Genomic DNA, 26,549 nt, shown 5'->3' with positions numbered 1-26,549 from the left:
GGCAGGGAGCAGCATGGATTGAGCGGCTTGGCGGAACCGATCGTCGATCACGAAACCGAAGGGCTGGACATGGTGAGGCCGAAACGCGGCAACCGCATCGGTCTCAAACGCTGGCCCCGGCACTGGGTCCGGCGCGGTATCGCCGTCGCCGTGGTGCTGGCGCTGATGCCGCTGGTGTTGACCTTTCTGTACCTGCCGCCGTTCGTGCATCCGGTATCGACACTGATGCTGAAGGATCTGGCGACGTTTTCCGGCTATGACCGGCGCTGGGTCTCGATCGACGATGTGGCGCCGGCGCTGGCGCATTCGGTCATCATGTCGGAGGACGGGCAGTTCTGTTTCCATCGCGGCATCGACCTTGGCGAGTTGAGGGGCGTCGTCGACGACGCGCTGGCCGGCGAGATGACGCGCGGCGCCTCGACCATCACCATGCAGAGCGTCAAGAACCTCTATCTGTGGTCGCGGCCGCTGGGCTCGGTCCGGAAAGTCGTCGAGCTGCCGCTGGCTGTCTATGTCGACATGGTGATGTCGAAACGGCGCATCATGGAAATCTATCTCAATATCGCCGAATGGGGGCCGGGCATCTATGGCATCGAGGCCGCCGCCCAGCACCATTTCGGGGTTTCGGCAAAACGATTGTCGCGTCGCCAGGCGGCGCTGCTTGCCGTCACCCTGCCGAACCCGATCGCCCGCAACCCGGCGAAGCCCGGGCCGGGGCTGAGACGGCTGGCCTCGCTGATCGAGCGGCGCGCCGGCCGGTCCGGCGCCTATGTCGGCTGTCTGCGATAGCTTAAAAAAATTCGCGGCGGCGCTGGCCAAAACGGCGCAGGGCGTGTATAGGCACCCGACTTTCTCAGATTCCGGCCCTGACGCGGCCCTTTCACGAGGGCAGCCGGGGCATTTTGACCATGTAGTGGAGCATATCCATGGCCGTACCGAAACGAAAAACCTCCCCGTCGAAGCGCGGCATGCGCCGCTCGGCCGATGCGCTGAAGGCCCCGACCTATGTCGAGGACAAGAATTCCGGCGAGATGCGCCGCCCGCACCATATCGACCTGAAGACCGGCATGTATCGCGGTCGCCAGGTTCTGGAGCCGAAGGAAAGCTGAGAACGCTTTCGACGGTTTGGGACTATCGAAGGACCGGCCATCGCGCCGGTCTTTCTGCGTTTTGCGCAGATGATCGCCCCTCGAATTGTTGTCAAATACGCCAGCAGCCATGCCTATGGCAGCCGTACCGGCTGGTACTGTTATTTCGCACGGTCTTTGTCCGTGTTCGCGGTCGCATGCGAAAATTCTTGACGGCGAACGCCGAGCGCATACTAGAGAAGGCTGTCCAACCGGAGCCTTCTGATGTTCGGTGCCATCCCGCTGCTGATCGTACCCTTCGTCCTCTATAATCTTGGGCTTCTGGGAATATTCGGCGGCGGCGACGATCCTTGGGCAATCCAAATGTTCTCGATCCGCATGATGTCGGGCGGAGTGTTCTCGATGACGCTCGGCGATCTGATCGTGCTGATCGGGCTGCTTCTCTTCTTCGTCGAGATCTTGAAATCGACGCGCACGACGAGCGCCTCGATCATGGACCACCTGTTGTCGACCTTCGTCTTCGTGGCGTTCCTGGTCGAGTTCCTGCTGGTGAAGGGCGCGGCGCACTCGGTTTTCTTCATTTTGATGGTCATCGCACTGGTCGACGTCCTGGCCGGCTTCTCAGTATCGATGCGAGCAGCCAGCCGCGACATAACCATGAGCTAATGCATGTCGCGCAAAGCATGCCTCGGGCTTGAACGAGGGTGCGCAGCGGTTTTGCTGTAACGACATGCATAAAAGGCGGTGAAGCAGCCGCCTCGTTGTCAGCACCTGCCGACGGCAGGACAGGCCCGCCCGACACGCCGGACCGCTATTTTTTCTTGGCGCGTGTCGGCTTCTTCACCGGAGCAGCCGGCGCATTGGCGAGGTCTTCCGCTTCCTTGGCAAGGCGGAGCGCCCTCAGCTTGTTGGTCTTTATCTGGCGGGCATCGCTCTCGGCGACATATTCCGCCATCGCCTTCTGACGAACCGTGGCTGCCTCTTCCTGCTTCTTGAAACGCAAATCGGCCCGCGCGCGGGCAGTATCCTTAGAGTTCTCAACCAAGGGCTTTTCCAATCCCGTAAATTATAGTTTTCAATGGCTTTAATAGCAGAGCCGCCCTGCGATGGGGGAAATAAGTTGGTCAGGCGCCGGCATCGCACCCGGCGCCCGGCGCCTTTCGGGCGACAACCGCCTCGTATCCGGCCTGCAACGTCGCACGCACGGTGGCATCCGGCGGCGTGTCGGAAGGCGTGCCCAGATGTTCGTGGCGCAGTTCGTCCATGAACTTTTCCCACATCGGCGGGCCGCCCTTTTCCAGAAGCTCGGCGCGGATCGAGAGCTCCTTGCTGGCCGGCAGCCAGACGCGACCCCAGGCGCCGAGATGCGCCAGGATCGGCACCAGCGTTATCGCCATTTCGGTCAGGCTGTAGATCGCCTTCTGCTTGTGGGTGGGATCGTCGGCCCTGGTCAGCATGCCGAGTTCCATCAGCCGCTTCAGCCGATCGGCGAGGATGTTGGAAGCGATGCGTTCCAATGACCCGTTGAGCAGGTCGCGAAAGTGGCGTTTGCCGCCGAAAATCATGTCGCGGAGGATGATCAGGCTCCACCGGTCGCCGAACACTTCAAGCGACAGGTTGATCGGGCACCCAGACCGATGATCGATGCTCATGCGATTCTCCGATAGAAACCGGTTGCATTACCATATCAGTTTTATTATCGTGCAACTGATTGCGAAATGCAATCGGTTTTGCAGAGAGGAGACGGCGACCATGACCAAGGCAGCGGAACCGGAAATCGTGTCGCAGACGTTTGGCGATCCCGCGCATCCGCCGATGCTGCTGATCATGGGCGCGATGGCTTCGATGCTCTGGTGGCCTGAGGCGTTCTGCCGGAAACTGGCCGGCAACGGCCTGTTCGTGATCCGCTATGACAATCGCGATACCGGCCGTTCGACCAAATATGCGCCGGGCGAACCGCCTTACACTTTCGACGACATGGTGGACGACGCCATTCGCGTCCTCGACAATCATGGCATCGCGAAAGCGCATCTCGTCGGCATGTCGATGGGCGGCATGATCGCACAGCTCGTGGCGTTGAAATATCCATCGCGGATCATCTCGCTAACGGCGATCAGCACTTCACCAGTCGGGATCGACACCTCGCATCTGCCAGGGACGATAGAAGCCTATATGGAGCATTCGGCCGAAGGCGCCAAGGTCGACTGGTCGGACCGAGCCCAGGTGGTCGACTACATCGTCAAGGACGCGCACGCGATCGCCGGCACCGCGCATCCCTTCGACGGGAAGCGGACGAGGGCCTTCGTCGAACAGGACTACGACCGGTCCGGCGGTTTTCTAAGCGCGACCAATCATTTCATGCTCAAGACCGGTGAAGATCGGGGCGGCGAGGATCGGGGCAGCGAGGATCGGAAGGGTCGACTGCACGATTTGAAGGTTCCGCTCCTCGTCATCCACGGCACCGCGGATCCGATCTTTCCGGTCGAGCATGGCGCCGCTCTGGCCGAAGCAGTTGCCGGCGCGAGGCTTGTCCGCATTGAAGGCGGCGGCCACGAACTCCATCCCGACGATTGGGCCACGATCGTTGATGCCATCGTCGCCCATAGCCAAGCCAGGTAAGCTGCGGGTCGCGCCTGGTGCGTCGCTGGCCGGGACGGCGCACCTCAGCTTCCGGGGGAACCAAGCTGCTCGGCCTCCCAGAACTGGTCGAGCCAGATGTTGAGCTTCAGGAAGCCGGCACTGCTGACCGTATAGACGCGCCTTGTCCCTTCCGGCTTGGCGTTGACCAGCCCGGCGTCGAGCAGCACTTTCAGATGCTGCGAAACCGCCGGGCGCGAGACCGGCAACCCGGCGGCCAGTTCGTTGACAGTCTTCGGGCCGCGCCGAAGCTCTTCCAAGAGATAGCGCCGGTTGGGGTCGGCAATCGCCATGAAGGCGTCGGAAAACATCATGCCTTATTTGTGAGGCAAAGTTTTCCAAATCTCAACCGTTGGTTTCAGGCTTTCTACGCGGATCGAGCCGCAAGGCTTCCGGCGTGATCGAGCGCTCGGCCGGTTGCGTCTTGAAGGCGTCGCGGTCTTCGATTGGCACCGGCGCGCGCCGGCTGATGCGCAGCAGCGTATAGCCTGCCAGGCAGAGATGCGCGAGGGCCGTTGCAAGGAACAGGCTTTCCGGCCGCATCCAGCCCATCAGGCCGGCGGCCAGCAGCGGCCCGATCATCGTGCCGAAACCATAGAGCAGCAGCAGGCCGCCGGACACTTTGACAAAATCCTCCGCCCGGGCGTGGTCGTTGGCATGGGCCACGGCGATCGAATAAAGTGTATAGGCAAAGGCCCCGTAGGCAGCGGTGCAGACGATGACGAAGACGCCGGAGCGCGGCTCGAACAGGAACAGCGTGATGGCGAACAGCGCCGCGCCGAAGGCCAGGCCCGCCAGCACGAAGCGGCGGTCGGTCTTGTCGGAGAGACGCCCGGCCGGAAGTTGCATGGCGGCGCCGGCGACGACCACCAGGCTCATCATCAGCGCGATCTCGGCCGTGGAAATGCCGATGCGGGCGCCATAGACGGCGCCAAGCGTGCCCCAGGCGCCGTTGGCGACGCCGATCAAAACGCAGGCGATCGCCGACACCGGCGAATTTATATAGAGCCCCTTGACGTCGAGCGAGACGTCCTGCAGCGGTTTGGGATGCGAAGCCGTCGACACTGCGGTCGGAATGAGCGACAGGCAGAACAGGATACCGGTGATCATGAACAGCGAGGCCGACTTCACATCACCGCCGGCAACGATCATCTGGCCGCCCATGATCGAGGCATAGGTGACCATCATGTAAAGCCCGAAGACGGCGCCGCGGTTCTCGTTGGTGGACTTCTCGTTGAGCCAGCTTTCGATGATCATGAAGGCGCCGGCCATGGTGAAGCCGGTGAAGGCGCGCAGCAGGATCCAGATATATTCGTCGATGATCAGGCCGGTGAGCAGTGCGACGATGGCTCCCGATGCCGCAAAGGCGCCAAAAGCGCGTACGTGACCGGCGCGGCGCACCAGGCGCGGCGCAAAGAAGCAGCCGGTGACGAAGCCGCCGGCCCAGGCCGTGCCCATCAGGCCGAGCGATGCGGTCGAGAAACCCTCCAACTGGCCGCGCAGCGGCAACAACAGCCCGTGCAGTCCGGTTGCCGCAAGCAGGAAAGCGGTGCCGCGAAGCAGCGAAAGGATCGGTCGGTAGCTTGCAAACATTTAGCTGATCCGGCTGTAATTTGGGGAGGGTCTGAAGACAGTCGCATTCGAGCATTTCGGCGGCGGGCGCTTCGGCTCTGGAAACTATCCGCGGCGAAACAGCGCCTCGGCCGCTGATTTGGTGGTGCTCTTAGTCTTGAGTTCGGCTTCGAGCCGGGCGATCTCGTCGCGCAAGATGCCGATCCGCTCGGACAGTTCATCGACGGAAAGAAGCGACAGATCCTGCCCGATCTCATGCGGGCGCGCTTTCTTTTTGGGTTCGTCGTCGAAGATCGCCATCGTCGCTCCTCGCTCATGCGTCAAAATTAAACGGCTACAGCGTCCTTGGCGCGTCCAATCGCACGCCCGGCGCTGCAGTGGCCATTTGCCTGATTTGGCAATCAGCATACATAGGGCAAGGGCATGGATGCAAACAGTCGGCAAGAAAACCGAGAGCTGGCAAGAAACTGGCGTAGCGAGACGGGAAAAATTCATGGCGAGCGGACAGGACAGAATTCCGGCGAAGATGACGGCCATCGCGATCTCGGAACCCGGCGGACCGCGGGTGCTAAAACCGGAAACGCGTGACGTGCCGGTGCCCGGTCCCGGCGAAATCCTGATCCGGGTGCGCGCCGCCGGTATCAACCGGCCGGATGTGCAGCAACGCAAGGGCGTCTACCCGCCGCCGCCTGGTGCGTCGGACCTGCCGGGCCTCGAAGCGTCAGGCGAAGTTGCCGCTCTTGGCGACGAGATATCGCGCTGGCGCGTCGGCGACCGGGTCTGCGCGCTGACGCCCGGCGGCGGCTATGCCGAATACGTCAAGGTCCATGCCGGCAGCGTGCTGCCGCTGCCCGCCGGCTTTACCCACACCGAAGCGGCGGCGGTACCGGAAAACTACTTCACCGTCTGGCATAATGTCTTCGAACGCGGCGCCCTAAAGAGCGGCGAGACGCTGCTCGTGCATGGCGGCTCGTCCGGGATCGGCACCACGGCGATCCAGCTCGCCTCGGCCTTCGGCGCCCATGTCATTACCACTGCCGGCAGCCAGGAGAAGTGTGACGCCTGTCTGAAGCTCGGCGCCGACCGGGCGATCAACTACCGCGAGGAGGACTTCGTCGCGGCGGTCAAGGACGCGACCGGCGGCAAGGGCGCCAACGTCATCCTCGACATGGTCGGCGGCGACTATGTGGCGCGAAACTACGAGGCCGCGGCGGTGGAAGGCCGCATCGTCCAGATCGCCACGCAGAGCGGGGCGGTGGCAAGCACCGACTTCTCGAAGATGATGGCTAAGCGGCTCACCCACACCGGCTCGATGCTGCGGCCGCGCACCGTCGAATTCAAGGCGGCGATCGCCGCAGCGCTGGAGGCGCAGGTGTGGCCGCTGCTCGGCACCCGCAAGGTAGCACCGGTCATGGACATGATCTTTCCGCTCAAGGAAGCGTGGCGGGCGCATGAGCGGATGGAGGACGGCGACCACATCGGCAAGATCGTGCTCGATGTCGGCTGACGGTCGGCAAGCAAGCTGAACAAAACCTTAATTGTGCAATGCAACAAACGCATTGCCGCCATGCAAAAGCGTCTGTTCAACTTTTCATCAACGGTGCCTATTTGAGCGGCATCGAAACGATGGAGGACTACCATGAACCCGATCCGTGCTTTCCTTAACTGGCGCATGTACAATGAAACCGTGCGCGAACTGAACCGCCTGAACGCCCGTGAGCTCAACGACCTCGGCATCAACCGTGCTGACATCGAGAGGATCGCCCGCAAGACGCTTTGATCCGCCAAGCAAGAGCCGAGGCAGGCGGTTTTCCCGTCGCCGGTTCCGAGCCCGCTGGACCCTGTCCGGCGGGTTTTGTCGTTTTGAAGTCCGAGGCTACAGCGGCGGCTGCTATGATGGTCACTATCCAGAACCGAATACAACTCGACCGCAATCTGCGGTTGACTCCGGTTTCAGCGTGGGCATTTTGATCGCGCGGGACTAGGTCAGCGGCTGCGGGCGCCGATCCGGGCCAGTAGCGTGCTGACTCTGAAACAGGCTTGCGCCCATGTTCGACGATCTGACGGACAAGATCTACGAGGCGGCTTTCGTGCCGGAACTTTGGGGCGATGCGCTCGAAGCTGCCGGCAGTCTTTCTGGTTCGGCCACCGGCGCCATCTTCCTGTTCAGTGGCGATTCTCCGGTCCGCGGCAGATTGAGTGACGTTTCTCCGGTTCACGGCAACTCGCTGCGATCCGTGTTTGACGAATTTGTCGCCAGCGACACCTGGAAATTCTCTGACGCCGTACAGCGTATGTGCAGCATGCAGCCAGCGAGCTTCGTTCAGGTCGAAGATTTCTTGACAGCTGAAGAGGTCGAACGTGATCCGGTGCGGATACAGCTGAGAGCGGCCGGTATCGGCGCACACGCTTGTTCGGCAGTCGCCATGCCGAGCGGCGAACTCGTCACTTTCGTCTTTCAACGGTGGATGAAGGATGGCACCTACGATCGGGCGTCGGTCGATCGGCTGGACCAGCTTCGCCCGCATTTCGCGCGTGCCGGCATGGTCTCGGCGCGATTGGGGTTGGAACGAGCCAGGGCGACCGTCTCGGCACTCGAGACCATCGGGCTGCCGGCCGCGGTCATGACTGCATCGGGACGCGTGCTGACGGCCAACGGCCTGCTGGAAGAAATGACCGAGATGTTTCTGCCAACCGCCTATGGCGGCATGGCGATCGCCAATGCCTCGGCCAATGCGCTTTTCCAGCAGGCCATCCTTGAGAACCGCAACGATTTCGCGGTCCGATCCATTCCTGTTGCCGCGAACGAAAGCCGGCCGGCTCTGGTCATCCATCTTTTGCCGCTGCGCCGCGCCGCACATGACATTTTCACCGGCGCGGACATCCTGGTTGCTGCAACGGAAGTAAGGGCCAGTGCCGTCGTGCCTTCACCAACCCTCCTCGCGGGCCTGTTCGACCTGACGCCCTCCGAGGCACGTCTGGCCGCCGTGCTTTCGCAGGGACCACCCTTGAAAGATGCCGCATCCGACTTGAAGATCACCGTGAAGACCGGCCGGACCTATCTCGAACGGATTTTCGCCAAGACCGGGACAAGCCAGCAAAGCCAACTCGTCGCCTTGCTCAAGAGCACAGAACCGCTCAATCGCAGATGACGATCGGCCAAATCGGTGGAAGACCGCCTATTTGTTGCTTCAATGGCTAAGCGCGGCAAAACCAATCGCTATCAAGGCGCCTCCCATCGCCAGCGAACTCGCGCCCAAGGCAATGCCGGCGGCGGCCGAAAGTGCTGTGGCACGCGAAGCGGTTAGCCCGGCCTGCGCGACGACAGCAAAATTGGCGCCCGGCAGCATTGCCAGAAGCGCATAGGAAATGGCGAACGGAAACAACCCCGCCGCGACAGCGTGCCCGGTTTCCAACATCGATCCAGCCCACATCGGCGGCGGCTTGCTCTCCCAAAGCAGCCGCTACCGAAGCGAAATGTGGATGAAACATGTTCCCACTAACAGTCGGCAAATGCCGACAGAAGGACGTTTTGTTGCCGGGCTAGCGGCCGCGGCCGCTGAGCGGCTCACCGAAGGCGCGATGCTGAAGCCGACAAGGCTGCCTTGACAGGTTCGATATCTCCCCCCATCTCGCGACTACTTTCCAAAAACGTTGCGGAACGGCAACGGAGCGGCTATATAAACCGCGATTTTCCCATTTTGGTGGCTCTAAAACCACCGTCCGCGCGGGAACGCGGGCGAACGAGAAGGATATTTGCAATGGCCAATACGCTGCTGATGCCCAAGGCGACCGCCGTCTGGCTGGTCGACAACACCGCGCTGTCCTTCGAGCAGATCGCGCAGTTCTGCGGGCTGCATCCGCTCGAGGTCAAGGCGATCGCCGACGGCGAATCGGCGCAAGGCATCAAGGGCATGGACCCGATCATGACCGGCCAGTTGAGCCGCGACGAGATCGCACGCGCCGAGAAGGATCCGAACCATCGGCTGAAGCTGTCAGACCCCAAGGTGCGGGTGCCGGAATCCAAGCGCAAGGGTCCGCGCTACACGCCGCTGTCGAAGCGCCAGGACCGGCCCAATGCCATCCTCTGGCTGGTGCGCAACCATCCCGAGTTGAAGGACGCGCAGATCGCGCGCCTCGTCGGCACCACCAAGTCGACGATCGACCAGATCCGCGACAGAAAGCACTGGAACTCAGCCAACCTGCAGCCGATGGATCCGGTGACGCTGGGGCTCGCCTCGCAGATCGACCTCGACATGGAAGTCAACCGCGCCTCGCGTGGCCGCGAACAGGCACAGCCGGCCGGCGACACGCTGCTGCCGGCGGCATTGACCGAGCGCCTCGTGCCGGCGCCGGAGAAGCCAAGGGACGAGGATGCGGAACTCGACGCCAACGCCGTCTTCGCCAAGCTCTCGGCGCTGAAGTCGAAGGACGAGGACAAGGACGACGAGGAGTGAGGCGCCTCTTCCTTCTCCCCTTGTGGGAGAAGGTGGATCGGCGCGCAGCGCCGAGACGGAAGAGGGGTGTTGGAAGAAATGAGGCGTCGGCGTTCCCTGGAACACCTCTCATCCGGCCGCTTCGCGGCCACCTTCTCCCACAAGGGGAGAAGGCAAGAAGCGCCGCGCCTAGGTTCGCGCGGCCCGGTCCGGCGCCATGCCGTAGTCCTCGCTGCGCTCCACCGCACGGTAAAAATCGGCGAGCTGCTTGCCGCGCTCCGGCTTGAAGACACGGCCGGCTATGACCACTGAAGCAATGCGGTCGATGCGGAAAGCGCGAAAGTCGTCGCGCATCTCGCACCAGGCGACCAGCGTCCACACCTTGCCCCAGAACCACAGGCCCAATGGCCTGATGTCGCGCACGGTGCTGCGGCCTGCTTCGTCGGAGTAGTCGATGGTCAGCACCTGGCGTTTTTCCACCGCGCGCTCGATCAGATCGATTGCTTCGCGGGCGGCGTCGCTCACCACCCACATCGGCGTGTGGATCTCGGTGCGGGCGATGCGGTCCTTTTCGGCATCGGGCAGCACGGCGCCGATCTTGACCAGCGCCTCGTCGGCGGCCCGCGCCATGGCAGCGCCGCCAAATGCGCGCACCATGCGGGCGCCGGCGACCAGCGCGACGATCTCGTCACGCGTGAACATCAGCGGCGGAAGGTCGAAACCCTCCCTCATCATGTAGCCGACGCCGGCCTCGCCGTCGATCGGCACACCCGTCGACTGCAGGTCGGCGATGTCGCGGTAGATGGTTCGCTCGGAAACCTCGAGCCACGTGCCCAGCTTCTGGGCGGTGACCAGACGGCCACCGCGCAGATGCTGCACGATCTGGAAGAGCCTGTCGGCGCGGCGCATCGTACGGTCCCTCGATGTTGTTTTTAGCCTGTCGTTATCCCCAAACCGGTTCCAACTTTCGGGCGATGCATTATGGCTCAAGCCCTTCGCGCTTGCGCTGCGCGGCGACGAATGCCGCGCCGAAGGACAACTTCCCTGTTGTCGGCGTCTTTGCATCCAGCACCCGCCAGAACGGCGCGATGTCGCTCAGCGTCATGCCGCGTTCCAGACCCTCGTTGGCGGCCTCGGCGACAGTGCGCAGATGATAGCCGATGGTGACCGGACATGTCACTTCGGCGCCGTGCTCAATGGCGAGCGCGGTGCGCAACGCGCGGACATCCATGGCCACGCCCTCTGGAATGGAGCGGATGAAATCATCGACCTGCCGTGCCGTCGGCACCAGCATCGGCTGGCCCTCGACGACGTCGCCAACTGTCCGCGGCGTCGGCTTGATGCCGTTGATGCCCGGCGTGTTCAGCCTGTCGTTCCAGCTCTTTACCATGCGTCACCTAGACGAAGAGCCCGAAGCTGTTGCCGTCGGGGTCAAGGCAATAGGCGAATGTGCCGGCCGGGATGGAGATTGCCGGCGAGACGACCTGACCGCCGTTCTGCCTCACCCGTTCCATCGCGTCCTCGATCGGTGCGGCAACCGACAGATGGATGGTCGGGCCGGTTCCGGGTGCCGCGGGTTTCCCGGGGTAGACGTGCCCGGAGGCCGTTCGGTCCCGCGCGGCGAACATGGCCATCGGGTTCGGGCCGCTCTCCTCCAGAATGAGATCGTTCTGAAGCACCGACCCGTAAAAGGCGCGCGCTCGATCCATGTCGGTGACGGGAATCTCGAACCATGCCGAAGCTTTTGCAGGGATGAAGGCCATGTCTGTCTCCTGGTACTTTCGAATTATTGCACGCCGCTCCTGACACCATACTGTCAGGAGGCTTCAGCATATTCCCCTTCTGCATACTCCTTGGCAAACAGCGTGCGCATCTCAGCGAGATCGCTGCTTCTCTGGGGATAGAGCGTCTTCAAAAAGGCAAGAGCGAAGGTGCCGGGAGCCGAACCCGGCGCGGACACGATGCGACCGTCGGCGACGGCATAGGGCACGTCCTGATAGTTCTGGGCGCCCGGATAGCCCGGTTCCTTTTCGTTGATCCAGTCACGACCATTGCTGGTGTGTTTGGCGTTGCCGAACAGGCCGGCACGCGCCAGTGCCAGCGTGCCCGCACAGATGCCGCCGACCACACCGCCGCGCGCCGCTATCGCTGTCAGCAGTGCGGAGACGTCAGGCGGAGCATCGACCCACTGGTCGGAGCCGATGACCGCGACGGCGTCAAGATCGGTGTTTTCATCAACCGCGGTGGAGCGGTCGGGTGTCAGCATAAATCCGCTGGCCGAAGTCACCGGCTTGCCGTTCGGCGCCAGCGAAACCGCGCGTGCGCCGAACCATTCGACCGCCGAAGCCGCCAGCAGCCCGTATTCCCAGTCGGCGAAGCGATCGATGAAAAGAACGCCGATAGCCTTCTGTTCGGACATTTGCTGCTCCGTCTTTCGGTTTGCCGGACCTGTTTATCTGGGCGCCGTGGCGTCCGCATCCAGCCGTGCTGCGAAAAAATCGCTTCAATGGCCGCGGCCGTGGCGGCCTTCATAATTATCCGGCCAACCGATGTCCTTGCGGATGCTCTGCGGCAACTCGTTCATGAAACGCCGTGTGCGGATCTCGTTGCGCATCGTCCGGATCTTGCCGACATAGTGCTGCACGCTACGCAGAATGGTAAAACCGTTCATGGCTGGTCTCCTCTCTTTCGATGGAGACACTATCGCACACCCCTCCTGACAGCAGTCTGTCAGGAGGCTGAGCGGTCTTTGGTGAGCGTGCCAGGTTTTGCCGGTTCCGATCCGTCTGCCTGAGAGAAACAGGCTTTCTCGTCGCCGGGATCCAAGTCTTTCATCTGCCAACGACGGACCGTCGGAATCCGCAGCGGCGACAGGGCCGGGGTTCTGATATCTATCTAGGGAGAAAATTTTCAGAGATCAGGGAGATGACAATGAGCCTGCAACTGACAGGAATTCACCATCTGACCGCAATCACGGCCAATGCACCCGGAAACCTTCGTTTCTACACCAGGACCCTGGGCCTGCGACTGGTCAAGAAGACGGTCAATCAGGACGACACGTCAGCCTATCACCTTTTCTATGCGGACGCCGTGGCGACGCCTGGCACCGATCTTACCTTCTTCGATTGGCCGGTCGGACGCGAGCGGCGCGGCACCAACAGCATCGTGCGGACCAGCCTGAGGGTCGCCAGCCCTGATAGCCTTGCCTGGTGGAAGCAGCACCTGTCCGGCGAGGCCTTCGCGACAGAAGAGATCGGCGCGACGGAAGAGATCGGCGCGACGGGAGAGATCGGCGATATCGGCGGCTACCCGTCGCTGGACTTCGAAGACCCGGAAGGCCAGCGCCTGCGTCTCGTCAGCGATGGCGGCAAGGGCGACAGTCATCCCTGGGCTCAAAGCCCGGTCCCCATCGAGCACCAGATACGCGGGCTCGGGCCTATCGCCATCAGCGTTCCCGACATCACCAACACTGAAGCGGTGCTGACCAGGGTGATGAACATGCGCAAGGCGCGGGACTATGCCTCGCCGGATGGTCAGGGCCAGGTTCACGTCTTCGAGATGGGAGAAGGCGGCCCGGCGGCGGAGCTTCATGTCGCCGTGCAGCCGGGCCTTGCGCCGGCACGCCAGGGCGCCGGTGCGGTCCACCACGTCGCATTCAGGGCGCCGGACCAGGAGATCTTGCATCAATGGACGGCGCGGTTGGCCGAGTTCCGCCTGCCGTCAAGCGGTGAGGTCGAGCGATACTACTTCCGCTCGCTCTATTTCCGGGAGCCGAACGGCATATTATTCGAGATCGCGACCGACGGCCCAGGGTTCACGGCCGACGAGCCGCTAGAAACGCTGGGCGAAAGCCTGGCCTTGCCACCGTTCCTCGAACCGAAACGGGCCGCGATCGAGGCCGGCCTCAAGCCGCTGGCATAGAACCTCTCAGCCTTATGGCGTTCTGGTGCGAGCGGAGCGCTTTGACAGACGACCGCAACGCTGATCAAAAGCGGCATGTCGAAACTTCTTGCGCTCGTTATCGTCGCCATGATGATCATTCAGCTGATCAAGCCGCTCGGCTGGCCGGGGCTGAAGCGGCGCAGCGATTTTTGGAAGCTGGCGGTATTGGCGATGGCGGCGATTTCGATAACAGCGGCGCTGGGTCATTGGACGTAGGGCCGGGGACGTAGGGCCGGGACGAAGGGCTGGGGACGTAGCGCTGACGGACCGCTATGCGAGGCGTGGTTCGTTGGCCAGCACCAAATCGACCAGATGTTCCGCCCAGGCCCGGTAGCCGGCTTCCGAGGCATGAAATCCGTCGGAGGCAAAACCGGCTTCGGCATCGGTGATCGGCAGGCGCGGCGCCGGCACAGCGCCGCGTTCGAGGCAAAGGCGCTCGCCCATCCGGTTCATCTCGGCGGCGCGGATTTCAAGGATCTTTCCGAGCAGCGGCGGCATTGCCGGTGCGCGGGTGAATTCCAGCACCGGCGACCACACCACGCGCGCCTCCGGCCATTTGGCGCGCAGCGCGTAGAGCAGGCCGCCAAAATCGCTTTTGAAGCGTGGCACCGAGTGAAAGTTCTTGGTGTCGTTGGTGCCGATGGCGAGCACGATATGCGTCCAGGGGTCGGCCGACAGGTTGGGCAGCACATGATCGCGGATCTGGCCTGAGGTCGCCGAGTTGAAGCCGGCTGCCCGCCAGCGCACCGCGCGGCCGGTGCGTTTCGAGATCAGCTCAGCCAGTTGCGCGGCCAGCCCATACTCGGAATTGCCGATGCCGACCGAGGCGGCGGAAGAATCGCCAAGCATCAGCAGCGAGATCGCCGGCGCCTGGCCCGAAATCTCGTGCATGACCGGACCTTGCGCCGGCAGCATGCGGCTGGTGCGGCGGCGCACGCCAAGCCCCTGCCAGACATAGACCGGAAAGGCGAGCCAGGTGAGGAGGGCAAGAAAGCGCTGCATCGCAAACCGTTTAATGGGGCAAACGACTTTCGGGCTCAACGCAAGCCGACAGCGCGCCGCATTTTTTTGGAGCATTTTGGAGCGGATGGAACCCGGGCCATGGCCCGGGTTCGGACGAGGATAAAAAAACCGGTCAGGCGGCCTGTTCCAGTTCCGGCTGCCATTTGCCAAGCGCTGCCAGGTGGTTCATGTGGGCGCGGTGGGCGAAAGCGGCCTGGGCCGCGGCGACGTTGGCCGCCTTGCCGGCCCAGGCCTTCTGTGGCGCCGCCTGCAAGGCGCGGCCATAGGAGAAGGTCAGCTTCCATGGATGCGGGCCGATGGCGTTGATGGCGTTGAGGTTGGCGGTCGCCTCCTCGTCCGATTGTCCGCCGGAGAGAAAGGCGATGCCGCCAATCGCTGCCGGCACCGTCTCGCGGAACAGTTTTATGGTCTTTTCTGCGACCTCTTCGGGGTTGCTGGTGTTGCCAGACTTCTTGCCGGCGAGAACCATGTTCGGCTTCAGAATGGTGCCTTCGAGGACGACGCGGGCGGCGTAGAGCTCGGTGTAGAGTTTCGTCAGCGTTGCCTTGCTGATCTCGTAGCAGGTGCCGATGTCGTGGGCGCCGTCCATCAGCACCTCCGGCTCGACGATCGGCACGATGCCGGCCTCCTGGCAGAGCGCCGCATAGCGGGCGAGCGCATGAGCGTTCGAGCCGATCGACGTGGCGGAAGGCACGCCTTTGGCGACGTCGATGTCGATCACCGCGCGCCATTTGGCGAAACGGGCGCCGAGCTTATAGTAGTCGGCGAGCCGCTCGCGCAGGCCGTCGAGGCCTTCGGTGATGGTGTCGCCGGGATACCCGGCCAGAGGCTTGGCGCCTGCATCGACCTTGATGCCCGGAATCGCGCCGGTCGCCTTGATGATGTCGACCAGCGGCGTGCCGTCCGCGGCTTTCTGACGAATGGTTTCGTCAAAAAGGATGACGCCGGAGATGTATCGGGTCATCGCCTCCTTGGCGCGGAACATCATCTCGCGATAGTCGCGGCGGCTGTCGGCGGTCGATTCGACGCCGATGACGTCGAAGCGCTTCTTGATGGTGCCGGAACTCTCGTCGGCGGCCAATAGACCCTTGCCGTCGGCCACCATCGCAGCGGCAATGTCCTCGAGACGTTCGCTCATTGTGCATCCTCCTGAACCGGTTGTTCCAACAGTGAAATATCCGGGCTAGCAGACCACCAGAGCAAGGCAGGTTCAAGTCGAACCATTCCGAGTGGAAAACTCGAATCGATTGAAACGCGCAAACGCCGTCGTCCGCCTGTTGCCCAGGGCATTCTATCGCTTCAGGACATCGACACCGGGAAGCGGCTTGCCCTCCATCCATTCCAGGAAGGCGCCGCCGGCAGTCGAGACATAAGTGAAGTCCTCGGCGACGCCGGCATGGTTGAGGGCGGCCACCGTGTCGCCGCCACCTGCCACCGAGATCAATTTGCCGGCCTTGGTGCGGGCCGCGGCGTGCCTGGCCGCCGCCACCGTCGCCCGGTCGAACGGCTCGATCTCGAACGCGCCGAGCGGGCCGTTCCAGACCAGCGTCGCGGCGCGGTCGATCCAGTCGGCAACGGTCTTCACGGTGTTTTCGCCGACATCGAGGATCATGGCGTCGGCCGGTACCTCTGCTATGGCGACGGTTTCGCTGGCGGCGCCCGCCTTGAATTCCCTGGCGACGACACCGTCGACCGGCAGGATGACGGCGCAGCCGGCTTCGGCCGCCTCGATCATGATCTGCTTGGCGGTGCTGGCGAGATCATGCTCGCACAGCGATTTTCCGACGGCGGTGCCGCGCGCGGCGAGGAAGGTGTTGGCCATGCCGCCGCCGATCACCAGCGCGTCGACCTTCTTCACCAGGTTCATCAGGAGGTCGATCTTGCTCGAGACCTTGGCGCCGCCGACGATGGCTACGACAGGGCGGACGGGATTGCCGAGGCCCTTTTCCAGCGCGTCGAGTTCGGCTTGCATGGTACGGCCGGCGAAGGCCGGCAGCAGGTGCGCAAGCCCTTCCGTCGACGAATGGGCGCGGTGGGCGGCGGAAAAGGCGTCGTTGACGAAGATGTCGCCATTGGCGGCGAGCTTTTCGGTGAAGGCCGGGTCGTTCTTCTCCTCGGCCTTGTAGAAGCGGGTGTTTTCGAGCAGCAGCACGTCGCCGTTGTTCATGGCGGCGACGGCGCTCGCGGCCTTGTCGCCGATGCAATCGGCCGCGAAGCCGACAGGGCGGCCAAGCACCTCCGCGGCCGCCCTGGCGATCGGCTCAAGCGAGAATTCGGGCGAAGGTCCATCCTTGGGCCGGCCGAAATGGGCAAGCAGGATGACCTTGGCGCCCTTGCCGGAAAGCTCGGCGATGGTCGGCGCGATGCGCTCGATGCGGGTGGCGTCGGTGACCTTGCCGTCGGCGACGGGAACGTTGAGGTCGACGCGCACCAGCACACGCTTGCCGTCGATATTGCCGATGTCGTCCAGTGTCTTAAAGCCGGCCATGCTGTTCCCTTTCGCGAAAAATCGCGGGGACCTTACCCCGCATCAACGACGATGCAAGACCTGCGTGGGAGTTCACGGAAAATATGATCCGCGCCTCGGGTCGCAAGCAGTCAGCCCTCGCCGGTTGTTTTTTCCATCACTGGCTGTGGAGCCGGTTCCGCGTCGTCCGGCGCCTCGGCATCCTGCTTTTTGGTCCGCTTGCGCCAATTGTGAACAAAGCCAACGATGCGGTCGGCGATCTCGCCGGCACTCAGGAACACTGGCACCCGCGCCACCGGCGCGGTCGGCTCCAGGGAAAGACCGAGACCGGTGATCCTGCCCTTGTCGTCGACGTCGCGGACGATCAGCTCGATCGGACCAATCAGCACGCGGTCGGCATATTCGGCATGGCCGCCGAGCCGCGCCGTCACCAGGTCGCCGACGGTCAGCTTGCGTTCCTCCTCGGTCAGGCCTGGCGCGTAAGCGGCTTCCAGTTCCGCGGCGGAGCGCGCCGGATCGACGGCGAAGGCGCCGAAGAAGTCGGCATCCTCGGGATCGACCACGGCGCGGCTGGCGAACAGCTTGTCGAGCAGGGCCGGATAGCGATCCGGCACGAAGATGTAGACATGGTCGCCGGCGGCGAGCCTGCCCATGTCCTGGAAGCGCATCGAGCGGCCGTCGCGCAGCACCAGCGACGGCCGCGCCCAGCGCGGAATGCGCTCGCCGCGCGCCACCGGGCTGCCTGGTGCCACGCGGTAGGCGAGCAGCTCGTGATGGGCGGAGCCAGGCAGTTCGAGCTCGACCTTGTCCAACGGACCCAGGCGGGCGGGCACGATCAGGCCGAGGCGGCGCGCCAGCGGTCCGACGGTCCATCCCTGGATGACCAGCGATACCAGCACCACGATGAAGGCGGTGTTGAAGATGAGGCGGCCATTCTCAAGACCGCCAAGCAGCGGCGTGATGGCGAGCAGGATCGACACGGCGCCACGCAGACCCACCCATGAGACGAAGGCGACTTCCGGGCGCGGCAGACGAAACGGCATCAGGCAAAGCCAGACGGCGATCGGCCGCGCCACGAATATCAGGAACAGGCCCAGCAGCACGGCCGGCAGCAGGATCGCCGGAAATTGCGAGGGCGTCGCGAACAGGCCGAGGATCAGGAACATGATGATCTGCGCCAGCCACGACATGCCGTCCTGGAAGCGCTTGAGGATGGTGACGGCGCGGATGTAGGAATTGCCGGCAATGAGGCCGGCGAGATAGACCGCCAGAAAGCCGGACCCGCCAATGGCGCCGGCGGCGGCGAACACCATCAGCGACAGCGTCAGCACGAAGATCGGCAGCAGCCCGTGGTCGAGATTGAGCCGGTCGACGAGGCGAACGATGGCGAGGCCGCCGAAAATGCCGACGATGGCGCCAAGCCCCATGTTGATAAGGAAGCCGAGGACGAGGTCGGTAACCAGCACCCTGGCCTCGGGGCTGGCGTTGGCGGCGATGATCTCGACCAGGCTTATGGTCAGGAAGATGGCGATCGGGTCGTTGGTGCCGGATTCCACCTCGAGCGTGGAACGCACGCGTTCGCGCAAATTGATCTCGCCGGCGCGCAGCAGGAAGAACACCGCTGCGGCGTCGGTCGAGGCGACAGCGGCGCCGAGCAAGAAGGATTCCAGCCAGCTGAGATCGAGCAGATAGTGGGCGACGGCGCCGAACAGGCCGGTGGTCAGAAGGACGCCGACGGTCGCCAGCGACAGCGCCGGTCCGGCCGCCTGCCGCAGGGCGTTGAGCGGTGTGCCGAAACCGGAATCGAACAGGATGACCGCCAGCGCCAGTGAGCCGGCAAAATAAGCCAGCCGCGCATTGTCGAACTGGATGCCGAGGCCGTCGGTTCCCGTGGCCAGGCCAATGCAGAGAAACAGCAGCAAGAGAGGGGCGCCGAAGCGGAAGGCGATCAGGCTCGAAAACGCGGCGGCGACGACGAGCGCGGCGCCGACCAGCGTCATGAGATAGATCGCATGCTCCATCCGCCAATTGCCCCTCGAATTCGTGTCCCTCTCGCTTTACGGGAGAGTGAGGCGAAGACATGACCGGTGCAAGGCGTGAGGGTGGTTTTTTGCCCTATGCCGCTGATTTTCGAGTGTTTTGGCGCTCAAGGCGCGGGTCTTGCCAGACAAACCCTTAGAGCGTCGTTGCGCATTCAAAAGGGCGCTGGGCGCTCTCATAAAAACGCCCGGACAGGCCGGGCGTTTTCATGTCGCGAGAGGATGGTTCCGCGATCAGGCGATGGTCTTGCCGAAGGCGACGGCGGTGTCGGCCATGCGGTTGGAAAAACCCCATTCATTGTCGTACCAGGACAGCACCGAAACGAAGTTGCCGTCCATGACCTTGGTCTGGTCGAGCGCCATGATCGAGGAATGCGGATCGTGGTTGAAGTCGATCGACACGTTCGGGTGACTGGTGACGGCGAGAACGCCCTTCAACTTGCCGTTGGAGGCGGCGATCACCGCCTCGTTGATTTCCTGCACCGTGGTCGAACGCTTGGCGATGAACTTGAAGTCGACAACCGAGACGTTCGGGGTCGGCACGCGAATGGAGATCCCATCGAGCTTGCCCTTGAGATCGGGCAGCACCAGGCCGATCGCCTTGGCCGCGCCGGTCGAGGTCGGGATCTGCGACAGCGCCGCGGCGCGGGCGCGGTAGAGATCCTTGTGCATGGTGTCCAATGTCGGCTGGTCGCCGGTGTAGGAGTGGATCGTCGTCATCATGCCCTTCTCGATGCCGACGGCCTCATGCAGCACGGCTGCCAGCGGTGCCAGGCAGTTGGTGGTGCAGGAGGCATTCGAGATGACAATGTGGTCCTTGGTCAGCTTGTCATGGTTGATGCCATAGACGACGGTGAGGTCGGCGCCCTCGGCCGGCGCCGAGACGAGGACGCGCTTGGCGCCGGCGGCGAGGTGCGCGGCGGCCTTGTCGCGTGCGGTGAAGATGCCGGTGCATTCGAGCGCAATATCGATGCCGAGTTCCTTCCACGGCAGCTGCGTCGGGTCCTTGATCGCGGTGACCTTGAATCTTTCGCTGCCGACGGTGATCTGGTCACCGTCGACCGTCACTTCATGCGGGAAGCGGCCATGCACGCTGTCGTAGCGCAGCAGATGCGCATTGGTCTCGACCGGGCCGAGGTCGTTGACGGCGACGACATCGATGTCCCTGCGGCCGGATTCGTGGATGGCGCGCAGGATGTTGCGGCCGATGCGGCCGAATCCGTTGATGGCAACTCTGACGGTCATTTTTCTCTCCCTGGGAGTTGGAGGCCGAAGATCAAGTCCGCAGCTTCATAACGGCGGGCTGGCAAAGAATCCAGCCGTCGATGGGTTGGATTTAAGTCCATTAGGTCGCGGCTGCCGGCGAAACCGCCATGTGCGGCTTCGCCGGGCACCAGTACATTTACTCGCCGTGCAGGCGGGCTTCCGCCGCCTTCACCGTCGCTTCGGCGGTGATGCCGAAATGCGGATAGAGCTGTTCAATCGTGCCAGAGGCGCCGAAGCCGGTCATGCCGATGAAGATGCCGTCGGTGCCGATGAAATGATCCCAGCCCTGGCGGATGCCGGCTTCGATGGCGATCTTGACCGGCGCGTTGCCGATCGTCTTCTTGCGGTAATCAGCACTTTGCTTGTCGAACAATTCGAAGCAGGGCACAGAGACGACGCGGGTCGGATGGCCGTGCTTCTCCAATGCCTCGCGCGCCGCCAGCGCAATCTCGACCTCGGAACCCGAAGCGAAGATCGTCACCGCCGCATCGCCACTGGCAGCGGCCAGCTCATAGGCGCCCTGGCGACAAAGGTTTTCCGCAACGAAGTCGTTGCGCACCGCCGCCAGGTTCTGCCGGGTCAGCGCCAGCGTCGAAGGCGTCTTTTCCTGCTCGAGGGCCAACTGCCAGCATTCGGCGGTCTCGACCGCGTCGGCCGGGCGGAAGACACTATGGTTCGGAATGGCGCGCAGTGCGGCCAGATGCTCGACCGGCTGATGGGTGGGGCCGTCTTCGCCGAGACCGATGGAATCGTGGGTCATGACGAAGATCGAGCGGATGCCCATCAGCGAGGCGAGCCGCATCGACGGACGGGCATAGTCGGAAAAGCACATGAAGGTGCCGCCATAGGCGATGAGGCCGCCATGCAGCGTCAGTCCGTTGAGCGCGGCGGCCATGCCGTGCTCGCGGATGCCGTAGTGAACGTAGCGCTGGCCGTAATCGTCTGCCGTGATGTTCTTGGTCTGGCTGGTCTTGGTGTTGTTGGAGCCGGTCAGGTCGGCCGAGCCGCCGATGGTTTCCGGCACGGCGCCATTGATGATTTCGAGCGCCATTTCCGACGATTTTCGGGTGGCGACTTTCGGTTTGTCCGCGGCGAGCTTCTTCTTGTAGTCGGTGATGACGGCGTCGAAATTCGCCGGCAGCGTGCCACTGATGCGGCGCTCGAATTCGCTGCGCAACTGGGCGTCGGCCCTGGCAAGGCGGCCTTCCCAGTCGGCGCGTGCCTGGACGCCGGTCTTGCCGGCGTCGCGCCAGGCATCGAGGATATCGGCAGGAACTTCGAAGGGCGGATAATCCCAGCCGAAGAATTTTCTCGCGCCGGCGATTTCCTCGGCGCCGAGCGGCGAGCCGTGCGCCTTGTTGGTGCCGGCCTTGGTCGGCGCGCCGAAGCCGATCGTCGTCTTGCAGGCGATCATCGTCGGTTTGTCGGAATGCCGCGCCGCCTCGATGGCATAGGCGATCGCTTCCGGATCCTGGCCGTCGATGTGGCTGGCGTTCCAGCCGGACGCCTGGAAGCGGGCGACCTGATCGGTGTTGTCGGCCAGCGAAACCGGGCCGTCGATCGAGATGTTGTTGTTGTCCCAGAAGACGATCAGCTTGTTCAGCTTGAGATGTCCGGCAAGCGCGATGGCTTCCTGGGAAACGCCCTCCATCAGGCAGCCGTCACCGGCGAGCACATAGGTGTAGTGGTCGACGAGGTCGTTGCCGAAGGCGGCATTCATGATGCGCTCGCCGAGCGCGAAACCGACCGAATTGGCAAGTCCCTGGCCGAGCGGGCCGGTCGTCGTCTCGATGCCGGCGGCATGGCCATATTCGGGATGGCCTGCCGTCCTCGACCCCACTTGCCGAAAATGCTTGATCTGGTCGAGGGTGATGTCCTCGTAGCCGGTCAGATAAAGCAGCGAATAAAGCAGCATCGAACCGTGGCCGGCCGACAGGATGAAACGGTCGCGATCGGGCCAATGCGGGTTCTTCGCATCGTATTTCAGGAAACGCGTGAACAGCACCGTGGCAATGTCGGCGCAGCCCATGGGCAGGCCGGGGTGGCCGGACTGGGCCTTCTCGACGGCGTCCATGGAAAGAAAACGGATCGCATTGGCCATCCGGTCATGTTGTTCACGCGAGGTCATGCTTCCTCCAGTGTCGGGGTTCGGGGCCTTGGGAGAGCCCTGGAAAGGGGTGCGCGACACATAGCAGGCGCGGCTTTTTAGTCAACAAACCGGCGCGTATTTGCCAATCTTGTTGATCAGTAAACCGGCGCTTTTGCCGGTCTTGCGATGGCGCCAGGAGGGCTTTGGTGGCCTAAATTAGCGTTAGCAGGGGACAGTCGCGAGAGCTTTATTGACGTTGGCTTCACACGGCGCGTAATGTTTCAGACATAACGCGTTCTGAACGTGGATGATTCGGTGATGGGCAGGGCGCAGGACGAAAGCCATGACCGGGGAAACGACACTCAAGGAAGTCATCGCCAGGCTGGGTAAGGCCATCGAGGGGCTGGAAAACGCCGTCGCGGCCAAGCTCGAGCACGAGCGCGACTATACGGAAGCCGAGGCGGAGGTGCAGCGCATGAACGCCGACCGCTCGCGGCTGGCGCAGGAACTCGACAATTCCGAAGCGCGCGCCGAACGGCTGGAAGACGCCAACAAGGAAGTGTCGCGTCGGCTGGTGACCGCCATGGAAACCATCCGCGCCGTGTTGGATAGATAGGGGCTGGCCCAATGGCACAAGTCACGGTTTCCATCGATGGCAAGCAGTATCGCATGGCTTGCGACGAGGGCCAGGAAGAGCATCTGATCGACCTTGCCGAGCGCTTCGACCGCTATGTCTCGCATCTGAAAGACTCATTCGGCGAAATCGGCGACCAGCGGCTGACGGTGATGGCCGGCATCATGGTCATGGACGAGCTTTCGGAACTGCAAAAACGCGTCAAGGGCATGGAAAGCGAAGTGCTGACGCTGCGCAAGACGCGTGACGAGGCGCTGACCAAGGCCGACAAGAACGATTCCGTACTGACCCAGGCGCTTGGCGCGCTCGCCCAACGCATGGAAGATCTGGCCACGACGCTGGCGGTGAACAAGGCCTAGATTTCCACTACTGTCGCGCCCAACGCCCTATTGCGCCGGCATCAATGGGCGGGAAATGCTGCTGTTTGCGACAAAAGGCGAAAAAGTTTTCGTCGCCGGCCCCGGTACCGGTGCAACAGGCGTATGAAGGATGACGCCGCAGTGGTAAAAAGGCGGAAGCAGGGCCGGTGGGTGGTCCATGCCGGCTGCAATCACAGGGTAGGGACGCATCATGAGCCTTCGTATCAACGACACCGCGCCGGATTTCACGGCCGAAACCACGCAAGGGACGATCAACTTCCACGAATGGATCGGTGACGGCTGGGCGGTGCTTTTCAGCCATCCGAAGAATTTCACGCCGGTCTGCACGACCGAGCTCGGCACGATGGCCGGGCTGGAAGGCGAGTTCAAGAAGCGCAACGTCAAGATCATCGGCATTTCCGTCGATCCGGTCGAGAGCCATGGCAAATGGCAGGAAGATATCAAGAAGGCGACCGGCCAATCGGTGAACTACCCGTTGATCGGCGACAAGGACCTCAAGGTCGCCAAGCTCTACGAGATGCTGCCGGCGGGCGCCGGCGAAACCTCGGAAGGCCGCACGCCCGCCGACAACGCTACGGTGCGTTCAGTTTATGTCATCGGCCCAGACAAGAAGATCAAGCTGGTTCTCACCTATCCGATGACGACCGGCCGTAACTTCGATGAGATCCTGCGTACGATCGATTCCATACAGTTGACCGCCAAGCACCAGGTGGCGACGCCGGCGAACTGGAAGCAGGGCGAGGACGTCATCATCACCGCCGCCGTTTCCAACGAGGATGCGGTCAAGCGTTTCGGCGCCTTCGAGACGATCCTGCCGTATCTCCGCAAGACCAAGCAGCCCTCCGCCTGAGAAGGCGGCACGGAAGGATTTTCGGCTTTTTTGCCTCGGCGAAGCATGCGGTGCTTGACGGCGCGGCGCTGGCGAATGACCATGCTCTTCTTTTACCCCGGCAGGGAAAACCATTCCTGCCGGGTGGGAGTTGAGGGAGCCGGGATTGGACGCATCATCGGCCAAGCTGCAGGTGGCAGGCTTTTACGACAAGCCGAGCGGGTCCATCCAGTATGTCGTTGCCGACCCGCAGACGCGACGATGCGCAATCATCGATCCGGTCCTGGATTTCGACGAGAAGTCCGGCAGCACTGCCACGAAAAATGCCGACGCCCTGCTCGACTTCATTAGAGATCAACGGCTGGTTGTCGAATGGATCCTCGACACCCACCCGCATGCCGACCATTTCTCGGCGGCACACTATCTCAGCACGAAGACAGGAGCGCCGACGGCGATCGGCGAGAAGGTCGTCGACGTCCAGAAACTGTGGAAGGCAATCTACAACTGGCCGGGGTTTCCTGCCGACGGATCCCAGTGGAACAGGCTGTTTGCCGACGGCGAGACCTTTTCGGTCGGCGGCGTTCCGGCAAAGGTGCTTTTTTCGCCGGGCCACACGCTGGCCTCGATCACCTATGTGATCGGCGACGCCGCTTTCATCCATGATACGCTGTTCATGCCGGACAGCGGCACGGCGAGAGCGGACTTTCCCGGCGGCAGTGCCGCGCAACTCTGGCGCTCGATCCAAAATATCCTCGCGCTGCCGGACGAGACACGTCTGTTCGTCGGTCATGACTACCAGGTGGAGGGGCGCGAGCCCTTGTGGGAGAGCACGGTCGCGGAACAAAAATCCAAGAACACCCATGTTGCCGCCTGCAGGACGGAGGCCGATTTCGTAGCGTTGCGCGAGGCGCGCGACAGGACGCTGCCGATGCCGAGGCTGATCCTGCACGCGCTGCAGGTCAACATGAATGGCGGGCGCTTGCCGGAACCGGAATCCAACGGCCGCCGCTATTTGAAATTTCCGCTCGATTGCCTTTGAGGGGTCGTTGGCAGACTGAACTTCGCATTCCGGAAGCCAGCGCCGCCCCTCATTGCCTCTTCTCACTACACTATACGGGGACAAGGTGGCGGCAGCCGGACGAGGGGCAGTGCAGAGGCCAGCCAGTCTAGCTTCAGGGTTTTGTTCGGCGGACTAAATGTTCATACGTGATTTGCCAACGGTCGCTCTCGGAAGATCTTTCCTCGCCGATCCAATGGAAGCTGTTGGCAGTGATCTCGGTGAAACGCCATCGAGTTTTCAGACCGCGCGAATCAGTGCCGAGTTGGACAATGTCCTTACCCTCGGCCCGCCCGATCTGGCGCGAGTGATCTCGATTGAGCGGGTCATTCCATATGATGTGCCAGCCATCGATCCCAGGATCGAAGATGCGCAAAGTCGTGCCATACATCGTGGACGGCGCAGGGCGCTTGGGCCTGATCCAGACGTCCTGAATCGCGCGGCCTTCGAGCACCCAGCCAAAATGGCATTCTCCATCCCATTTCTGGATTGTGCGGTCATCGCGGTAGTGGACCGTGTCCATTTCCCAGCTTCCAATTAACCATCCATACAGGTTCATGTCTTTCGCTCGGTCGGCTGAGGGACCGTCGGATCCGAGAGCGGTGAGAAACGGAGAAATCGTCATCGTCATACTGCCTTTGGTTTCCAAGTAGGCGAGCTCAACTGCCCAGCGCAGCCCCGACGGCCCGTTGTCGCGCCCGCTTGCCGCAAGCGCCGCCTCGTGAAATTTTCGCGACGGAAGCCCGTGTCGGCGCCGGAACATTGCCGCCACAACTTGCAGCGTTGCGGTTTCCAGGGCTTGGGGAAAATTGCTATAATGCCGCTATGAGCCGGCCAGGCTGATCACATCGATGATTGAGCGGTTTATGGCGACGGATCGGGCGTTCGCGAAGGCGCGGCGGAACCGGCAACCCCAGCTGGAATATGACACCAAGGGACAGTTCCCGGCAGTCAGTGGACCACAAAAAAGGCGGCGCCAGGTACCAGGCGCCGCCGCGATTTTTTTACGCCGGGGGTTTTAAGCCGCCCGCTGCGCCGCGATGGTGCGCAGCGCCGGCATATGGCGCTTGGCTGCGGGCGTGACCGCGGC

32 protein-coding genes and 1 pseudogene are annotated in these 26,549 nt (G+C 62.8%); 15 read left to right on the top strand and 18 right to left on the bottom strand.

Translation table 11 applies throughout. The features are described 5' to 3' along the window. Positions 1-18 precede the first annotated feature (18 nt). From AC0L15_RS23400 to AC0L15_RS23390, 3 genes are all read left to right on the top strand, one after another. Positions 19-789: a biosynthetic peptidoglycan transglycosylase gene (locus tag AC0L15_RS23400; protein WP_473497218.1), complete on the top strand. Its 771-nt coding sequence runs from the start codon at positions 19-21 to the stop codon at positions 787-789. Positions 790-926: 137 nt separating this feature from the next. After that, complete coding sequence (rpmF, locus tag AC0L15_RS23395) at positions 927-1,109, top strand: 50S ribosomal protein L32 (protein ID WP_006203806.1); 183 nt, start codon at positions 927-929, stop codon at positions 1,107-1,109. A gap of 243 nt (positions 1,110-1,352) precedes the next feature. Continuing rightward, positions 1,353-1,754 (top strand): hypothetical protein, encoded by a 402-nt coding sequence (locus tag AC0L15_RS23390; RefSeq protein WP_091593310.1) that lies wholly within the window; start codon positions 1,353-1,355, stop codon positions 1,752-1,754. 145 nt (positions 1,755-1,899) lie between these two features. Here the strand turns inward: AC0L15_RS23390 and AC0L15_RS23385 are convergent, their stop codons facing one another. Continuing rightward, on the bottom strand, positions 1,900-2,133 hold the full coding sequence (locus tag AC0L15_RS23385) for a hypothetical protein (RefSeq protein ID WP_023797044.1): 234 nt from the start codon (positions 2,131-2,133) through the stop codon (positions 1,900-1,902). Between the two features lie 79 nt (positions 2,134-2,212). After that, positions 2,213-2,740: a winged helix-turn-helix transcriptional regulator gene (locus tag AC0L15_RS23380; protein WP_473497216.1), complete on the bottom strand. Its 528-nt coding sequence runs from the start codon at positions 2,738-2,740 to the stop codon at positions 2,213-2,215. A 100-nt stretch (positions 2,741-2,840) separates the two neighbouring features. On the opposite strand from AC0L15_RS23380, the gene AC0L15_RS23375 reads away from it, so the two are divergent. Beyond that, the gene (locus AC0L15_RS23375) at positions 2,841-3,707 is read left to right on the top strand and encodes an alpha/beta fold hydrolase (RefSeq protein WP_473497214.1); all 867 of its coding nucleotides are present in this window, start codon (positions 2,841-2,843) and stop codon (positions 3,705-3,707) included. 44 nt (positions 3,708-3,751) lie between these two features. On the opposite strand, the gene AC0L15_RS23370 is transcribed toward AC0L15_RS23375, so the two are convergent. The 3 genes from AC0L15_RS23370 to AC0L15_RS23360 form a co-directional block, all read right to left on the bottom strand. Continuing rightward, a complete protein-coding gene (locus tag AC0L15_RS23370) occupies positions 3,752-4,039 on the bottom strand; it encodes an ArsR/SmtB family transcription factor (RefSeq protein WP_027152975.1) in 288 nt (95 codons plus the stop codon). A gap of 31 nt (positions 4,040-4,070) precedes the next feature. Continuing rightward, on the bottom strand, positions 4,071-5,318 hold the full coding sequence (locus AC0L15_RS23365; protein WP_473497212.1) for an MFS transporter: 1,248 nt from the start codon (positions 5,316-5,318) through the stop codon (positions 4,071-4,073). 84 nt (positions 5,319-5,402) lie between these two features. After that, positions 5,403-5,597, bottom strand: coding sequence for a DUF1192 domain-containing protein (locus AC0L15_RS23360; protein ID WP_023797052.1), 195 nt, complete (start codon positions 5,595-5,597; stop codon positions 5,403-5,405). Between the two features lie 193 nt (positions 5,598-5,790). On the opposite strand from AC0L15_RS23360, the gene AC0L15_RS23355 reads away from it, so the two are divergent. From AC0L15_RS23355 to AC0L15_RS23345, 3 genes are all read left to right on the top strand, one after another. Then, on the top strand, positions 5,791-6,804 hold the full coding sequence (locus AC0L15_RS23355) for an NAD(P)H-quinone oxidoreductase (RefSeq protein ID WP_287238274.1): 1,014 nt from the start codon (positions 5,791-5,793) through the stop codon (positions 6,802-6,804). Between the two features lie 132 nt (positions 6,805-6,936). After that, positions 6,937-7,077: a DUF1127 domain-containing protein gene (locus tag AC0L15_RS23350; protein WP_473497210.1), complete on the top strand. Its 141-nt coding sequence runs from the start codon at positions 6,937-6,939 to the stop codon at positions 7,075-7,077. Positions 7,078-7,345: 268 nt separating this feature from the next. Further along, a complete protein-coding gene (locus AC0L15_RS23345; protein ID WP_473497208.1) occupies positions 7,346-8,449 on the top strand; it encodes a helix-turn-helix transcriptional regulator in 1,104 nt (367 codons plus the stop codon). A 39-nt stretch (positions 8,450-8,488) separates the two neighbouring features. Here the strand turns inward: AC0L15_RS23345 and AC0L15_RS23340 are convergent, their stop codons facing one another. Next, on the bottom strand, positions 8,489-8,716 hold the full coding sequence (locus AC0L15_RS23340) for a hypothetical protein (protein WP_473497206.1): 228 nt from the start codon (positions 8,714-8,716) through the stop codon (positions 8,489-8,491). Positions 8,717-9,058: 342 nt separating this feature from the next. Between AC0L15_RS23340 and AC0L15_RS23335 the strand changes: the two genes are divergently transcribed. Beyond that, on the top strand, positions 9,059-9,754 hold the full coding sequence (locus AC0L15_RS23335) for a DUF1013 domain-containing protein (RefSeq protein ID WP_027152980.1): 696 nt from the start codon (positions 9,059-9,061) through the stop codon (positions 9,752-9,754). Positions 9,755-9,922: 168 nt separating this feature from the next. On the opposite strand, the gene AC0L15_RS23330 is transcribed toward AC0L15_RS23335, so the two are convergent. From AC0L15_RS23330 to AC0L15_RS23310, 5 genes are all read right to left on the bottom strand, one after another. After that, positions 9,923-10,642: a helix-turn-helix transcriptional regulator gene (locus AC0L15_RS23330; RefSeq protein WP_023797058.1), complete on the bottom strand. Its 720-nt coding sequence runs from the start codon at positions 10,640-10,642 to the stop codon at positions 9,923-9,925. A 70-nt stretch (positions 10,643-10,712) separates the two neighbouring features. Then, entirely contained in the window at positions 10,713-11,123 is a 411-nt protein-coding gene (locus AC0L15_RS23325; RefSeq protein ID WP_287174397.1) for a hypothetical protein, read from the bottom strand. Positions 11,124-11,130: 7 nt separating this feature from the next. Next, complete coding sequence (locus AC0L15_RS23320) at positions 11,131-11,496, bottom strand: VOC family protein (RefSeq protein WP_287320701.1); 366 nt, start codon at positions 11,494-11,496, stop codon at positions 11,131-11,133. A 53-nt stretch (positions 11,497-11,549) separates the two neighbouring features. Beyond that, a complete protein-coding gene (locus AC0L15_RS23315; protein WP_287305588.1) occupies positions 11,550-12,152 on the bottom strand; it encodes a DJ-1/PfpI family protein in 603 nt (200 codons plus the stop codon). An 84-nt stretch (positions 12,153-12,236) separates the two neighbouring features. Beyond that, complete coding sequence (locus tag AC0L15_RS23310) at positions 12,237-12,404, bottom strand: hypothetical protein (protein WP_077380489.1); 168 nt, start codon at positions 12,402-12,404, stop codon at positions 12,237-12,239. A gap of 260 nt (positions 12,405-12,664) precedes the next feature. Here AC0L15_RS23310 and AC0L15_RS23305 point away from each other — a divergent pair, with 260 nt between their 5' ends. Both AC0L15_RS23305 and AC0L15_RS23300 read left to right on the top strand, forming a co-directional pair. Beyond that, complete coding sequence (locus AC0L15_RS23305) at positions 12,665-13,654, top strand: ring-cleaving dioxygenase (protein ID WP_473497204.1); 990 nt, start codon at positions 12,665-12,667, stop codon at positions 13,652-13,654. A 75-nt stretch (positions 13,655-13,729) separates the two neighbouring features. After that, a complete protein-coding gene (locus AC0L15_RS23300) occupies positions 13,730-13,891 on the top strand; it encodes a hypothetical protein (protein ID WP_287068435.1) in 162 nt (53 codons plus the stop codon). Between the two features lie 54 nt (positions 13,892-13,945). Here AC0L15_RS23300 and AC0L15_RS23295 read toward each other — a convergent pair whose 3' ends face one another. From AC0L15_RS23295 to tkt, 6 genes are all read right to left on the bottom strand, one after another. Continuing rightward, positions 13,946-14,677 carry an SGNH/GDSL hydrolase family protein gene (locus tag AC0L15_RS23295; RefSeq protein WP_236368861.1) on the bottom strand — a complete coding sequence of 244 codons (732 nt, stop codon included), beginning with the start codon at positions 14,675-14,677 and terminating at the stop codon, positions 13,946-13,948. 133 nt (positions 14,678-14,810) lie between these two features. Beyond that, the gene (locus tag AC0L15_RS23290; RefSeq protein WP_473497202.1) at positions 14,811-15,836 is read right to left on the bottom strand and encodes a class I fructose-bisphosphate aldolase; all 1,026 of its coding nucleotides are present in this window, start codon (positions 15,834-15,836) and stop codon (positions 14,811-14,813) included. A 153-nt stretch (positions 15,837-15,989) separates the two neighbouring features. Further along, positions 15,990-17,186: a phosphoglycerate kinase gene (locus AC0L15_RS23285; RefSeq protein WP_473497200.1), complete on the bottom strand. Its 1,197-nt coding sequence runs from the start codon at positions 17,184-17,186 to the stop codon at positions 15,990-15,992. 110 nt (positions 17,187-17,296) lie between these two features. Then, positions 17,297-19,186 (bottom strand): potassium/proton antiporter, encoded by a 1,890-nt coding sequence (locus tag AC0L15_RS23280; protein WP_473497198.1) that lies wholly within the window; start codon positions 19,184-19,186, stop codon positions 17,297-17,299. Positions 19,187-19,438: 252 nt separating this feature from the next. Continuing rightward, positions 19,439-20,449, bottom strand: a complete 1,011-nt coding sequence (gap, locus tag AC0L15_RS23275; RefSeq protein ID WP_287247126.1) for a type I glyceraldehyde-3-phosphate dehydrogenase — start codon at positions 20,447-20,449, stop codon at positions 19,439-19,441. Positions 20,450-20,606: 157 nt separating this feature from the next. After that, positions 20,607-22,598: a transketolase gene (gene tkt, locus AC0L15_RS23270; protein ID WP_287247127.1), complete on the bottom strand. Its 1,992-nt coding sequence runs from the start codon at positions 22,596-22,598 to the stop codon at positions 20,607-20,609. A 304-nt stretch (positions 22,599-22,902) separates the two neighbouring features. Between tkt and AC0L15_RS23265 the strand changes: the two genes are divergently transcribed. From AC0L15_RS23265 to AC0L15_RS23250, 4 genes are all read left to right on the top strand, one after another. Continuing rightward, complete coding sequence (locus AC0L15_RS23265; protein WP_023797069.1) at positions 22,903-23,175, top strand: DUF4164 domain-containing protein; 273 nt, start codon at positions 22,903-22,905, stop codon at positions 23,173-23,175. Between the two features lie 11 nt (positions 23,176-23,186). Continuing rightward, positions 23,187-23,552 carry a cell division protein ZapA gene (locus AC0L15_RS23260; RefSeq protein ID WP_287068428.1) on the top strand — a complete coding sequence of 122 codons (366 nt, stop codon included), beginning with the start codon at positions 23,187-23,189 and terminating at the stop codon, positions 23,550-23,552. Positions 23,553-23,763: 211 nt separating this feature from the next. After that, positions 23,764-24,423 carry a peroxiredoxin gene (locus AC0L15_RS23255; protein ID WP_473497196.1) on the top strand — a complete coding sequence of 220 codons (660 nt, stop codon included), beginning with the start codon at positions 23,764-23,766 and terminating at the stop codon, positions 24,421-24,423. Positions 24,424-24,568: 145 nt separating this feature from the next. Then, on the top strand, positions 24,569-25,441 hold the full coding sequence (locus tag AC0L15_RS23250; protein ID WP_287247128.1) for an MBL fold metallo-hydrolase: 873 nt from the start codon (positions 24,569-24,571) through the stop codon (positions 25,439-25,441). A 133-nt stretch (positions 25,442-25,574) separates the two neighbouring features. Here AC0L15_RS23250 and AC0L15_RS23245 read toward each other — a convergent pair whose 3' ends face one another. Next, positions 25,575-26,222, bottom strand: coding sequence for a hypothetical protein (locus AC0L15_RS23245; protein ID WP_287247129.1), 648 nt, complete (start codon positions 26,220-26,222; stop codon positions 25,575-25,577). Between the two features lie 64 nt (positions 26,223-26,286). Between AC0L15_RS23245 and AC0L15_RS23240 the strand changes: the two are divergent. Next, a pseudogene (locus tag AC0L15_RS23240) lies at positions 26,287-26,481 on the top strand (DUF2274 domain-containing protein); the annotation flags it as partial. Positions 26,482-26,549: the final 68 nt, after the last annotated feature.

The sequence above is a fragment of the Mesorhizobium sp. WSM4846 genome (genome assembly GCF_055811415.1).
Note: the sequence above shows the minus strand (reverse complement) of the source record. Positions and strands in the feature narration are given on the sequence as shown.

Bases quoted from the DNA above. Each gene is read 5' to 3' on its own strand.
- rpmF (WP_006203806.1), top strand. From the start codon at position 927: ATGGCCGTACCGAAACGAAAAACCTCCCCGTCGAAGCGCGGCATGCGC.
- AC0L15_RS23390 (WP_091593310.1), top strand. From the start codon at position 1,353: ATGTTCGGTGCCATCCCGCTGCTGATCGTACCCTTCGTCCTCTATAAT.
- AC0L15_RS23380 (WP_473497216.1), bottom strand. From the start codon at position 2,740: ATGAGCATCGATCATCGGTCTGGGTGCCCGATCAACCTGTCGCTTGAA.
- AC0L15_RS23375 (WP_473497214.1), top strand. From the start codon at position 2,841: ATGACCAAGGCAGCGGAACCGGAAATCGTGTCGCAGACGTTTGGCGAT.
- AC0L15_RS23370 (WP_027152975.1), bottom strand. From the start codon at position 4,039: ATGATGTTTTCCGACGCCTTCATGGCGATTGCCGACCCCAACCGGCGC.
- AC0L15_RS23365 (WP_473497212.1), bottom strand. From the start codon at position 5,318: ATGTTTGCAAGCTACCGACCGATCCTTTCGCTGCTTCGCGGCACCGCT.
- AC0L15_RS23360 (WP_023797052.1), bottom strand. From the start codon at position 5,597: ATGGCGATCTTCGACGACGAACCCAAAAAGAAAGCGCGCCCGCATGAG.
- AC0L15_RS23355 (WP_287238274.1), top strand. From the start codon at position 5,791: ATGGCGAGCGGACAGGACAGAATTCCGGCGAAGATGACGGCCATCGCG.
- AC0L15_RS23350 (WP_473497210.1), top strand. From the start codon at position 6,937: ATGAACCCGATCCGTGCTTTCCTTAACTGGCGCATGTACAATGAAACC.
- AC0L15_RS23345 (WP_473497208.1), top strand. From the start codon at position 7,346: ATGTTCGACGATCTGACGGACAAGATCTACGAGGCGGCTTTCGTGCCG.
- AC0L15_RS23340 (WP_473497206.1), bottom strand. From the start codon at position 8,716: ATGTTGGAAACCGGGCACGCTGTCGCGGCGGGGTTGTTTCCGTTCGCC.
- AC0L15_RS23335 (WP_027152980.1), top strand. From the start codon at position 9,059: ATGGCCAATACGCTGCTGATGCCCAAGGCGACCGCCGTCTGGCTGGTC.
- AC0L15_RS23330 (WP_023797058.1), bottom strand. From the start codon at position 10,642: ATGCGCCGCGCCGACAGGCTCTTCCAGATCGTGCAGCATCTGCGCGGT.
- AC0L15_RS23325 (WP_287174397.1), bottom strand. From the start codon at position 11,123: ATGGTAAAGAGCTGGAACGACAGGCTGAACACGCCGGGCATCAACGGC.
- AC0L15_RS23320 (WP_287320701.1), bottom strand. From the start codon at position 11,496: ATGGCCTTCATCCCTGCAAAAGCTTCGGCATGGTTCGAGATTCCCGTC.
- AC0L15_RS23315 (WP_287305588.1), bottom strand. From the start codon at position 12,152: ATGTCCGAACAGAAGGCTATCGGCGTTCTTTTCATCGATCGCTTCGCC.
- AC0L15_RS23310 (WP_077380489.1), bottom strand. From the start codon at position 12,404: ATGAACGGTTTTACCATTCTGCGTAGCGTGCAGCACTATGTCGGCAAG.
- AC0L15_RS23305 (WP_473497204.1), top strand. From the start codon at position 12,665: ATGAGCCTGCAACTGACAGGAATTCACCATCTGACCGCAATCACGGCC.
- AC0L15_RS23300 (WP_287068435.1), top strand. From the start codon at position 13,730: ATGTCGAAACTTCTTGCGCTCGTTATCGTCGCCATGATGATCATTCAG.
- AC0L15_RS23295 (WP_236368861.1), bottom strand. From the start codon at position 14,677: ATGCAGCGCTTTCTTGCCCTCCTCACCTGGCTCGCCTTTCCGGTCTAT.
- AC0L15_RS23290 (WP_473497202.1), bottom strand. From the start codon at position 15,836: ATGAGCGAACGTCTCGAGGACATTGCCGCTGCGATGGTGGCCGACGGC.
- AC0L15_RS23285 (WP_473497200.1), bottom strand. From the start codon at position 17,186: ATGGCCGGCTTTAAGACACTGGACGACATCGGCAATATCGACGGCAAG.
- AC0L15_RS23280 (WP_473497198.1), bottom strand. From the start codon at position 19,186: ATGGAGCATGCGATCTATCTCATGACGCTGGTCGGCGCCGCGCTCGTC.
- gap (WP_287247126.1), bottom strand. From the start codon at position 20,449: ATGACCGTCAGAGTTGCCATCAACGGATTCGGCCGCATCGGCCGCAAC.
- tkt (WP_287247127.1), bottom strand. From the start codon at position 22,598: ATGACCTCGCGTGAACAACATGACCGGATGGCCAATGCGATCCGTTTT.
- AC0L15_RS23265 (WP_023797069.1), top strand. From the start codon at position 22,903: ATGACCGGGGAAACGACACTCAAGGAAGTCATCGCCAGGCTGGGTAAG.
- AC0L15_RS23260 (WP_287068428.1), top strand. From the start codon at position 23,187: ATGGCACAAGTCACGGTTTCCATCGATGGCAAGCAGTATCGCATGGCT.
- AC0L15_RS23255 (WP_473497196.1), top strand. From the start codon at position 23,764: ATGAGCCTTCGTATCAACGACACCGCGCCGGATTTCACGGCCGAAACC.
- AC0L15_RS23245 (WP_287247129.1), bottom strand. From the start codon at position 26,222: ATGTTCCGGCGCCGACACGGGCTTCCGTCGCGAAAATTTCACGAGGCG.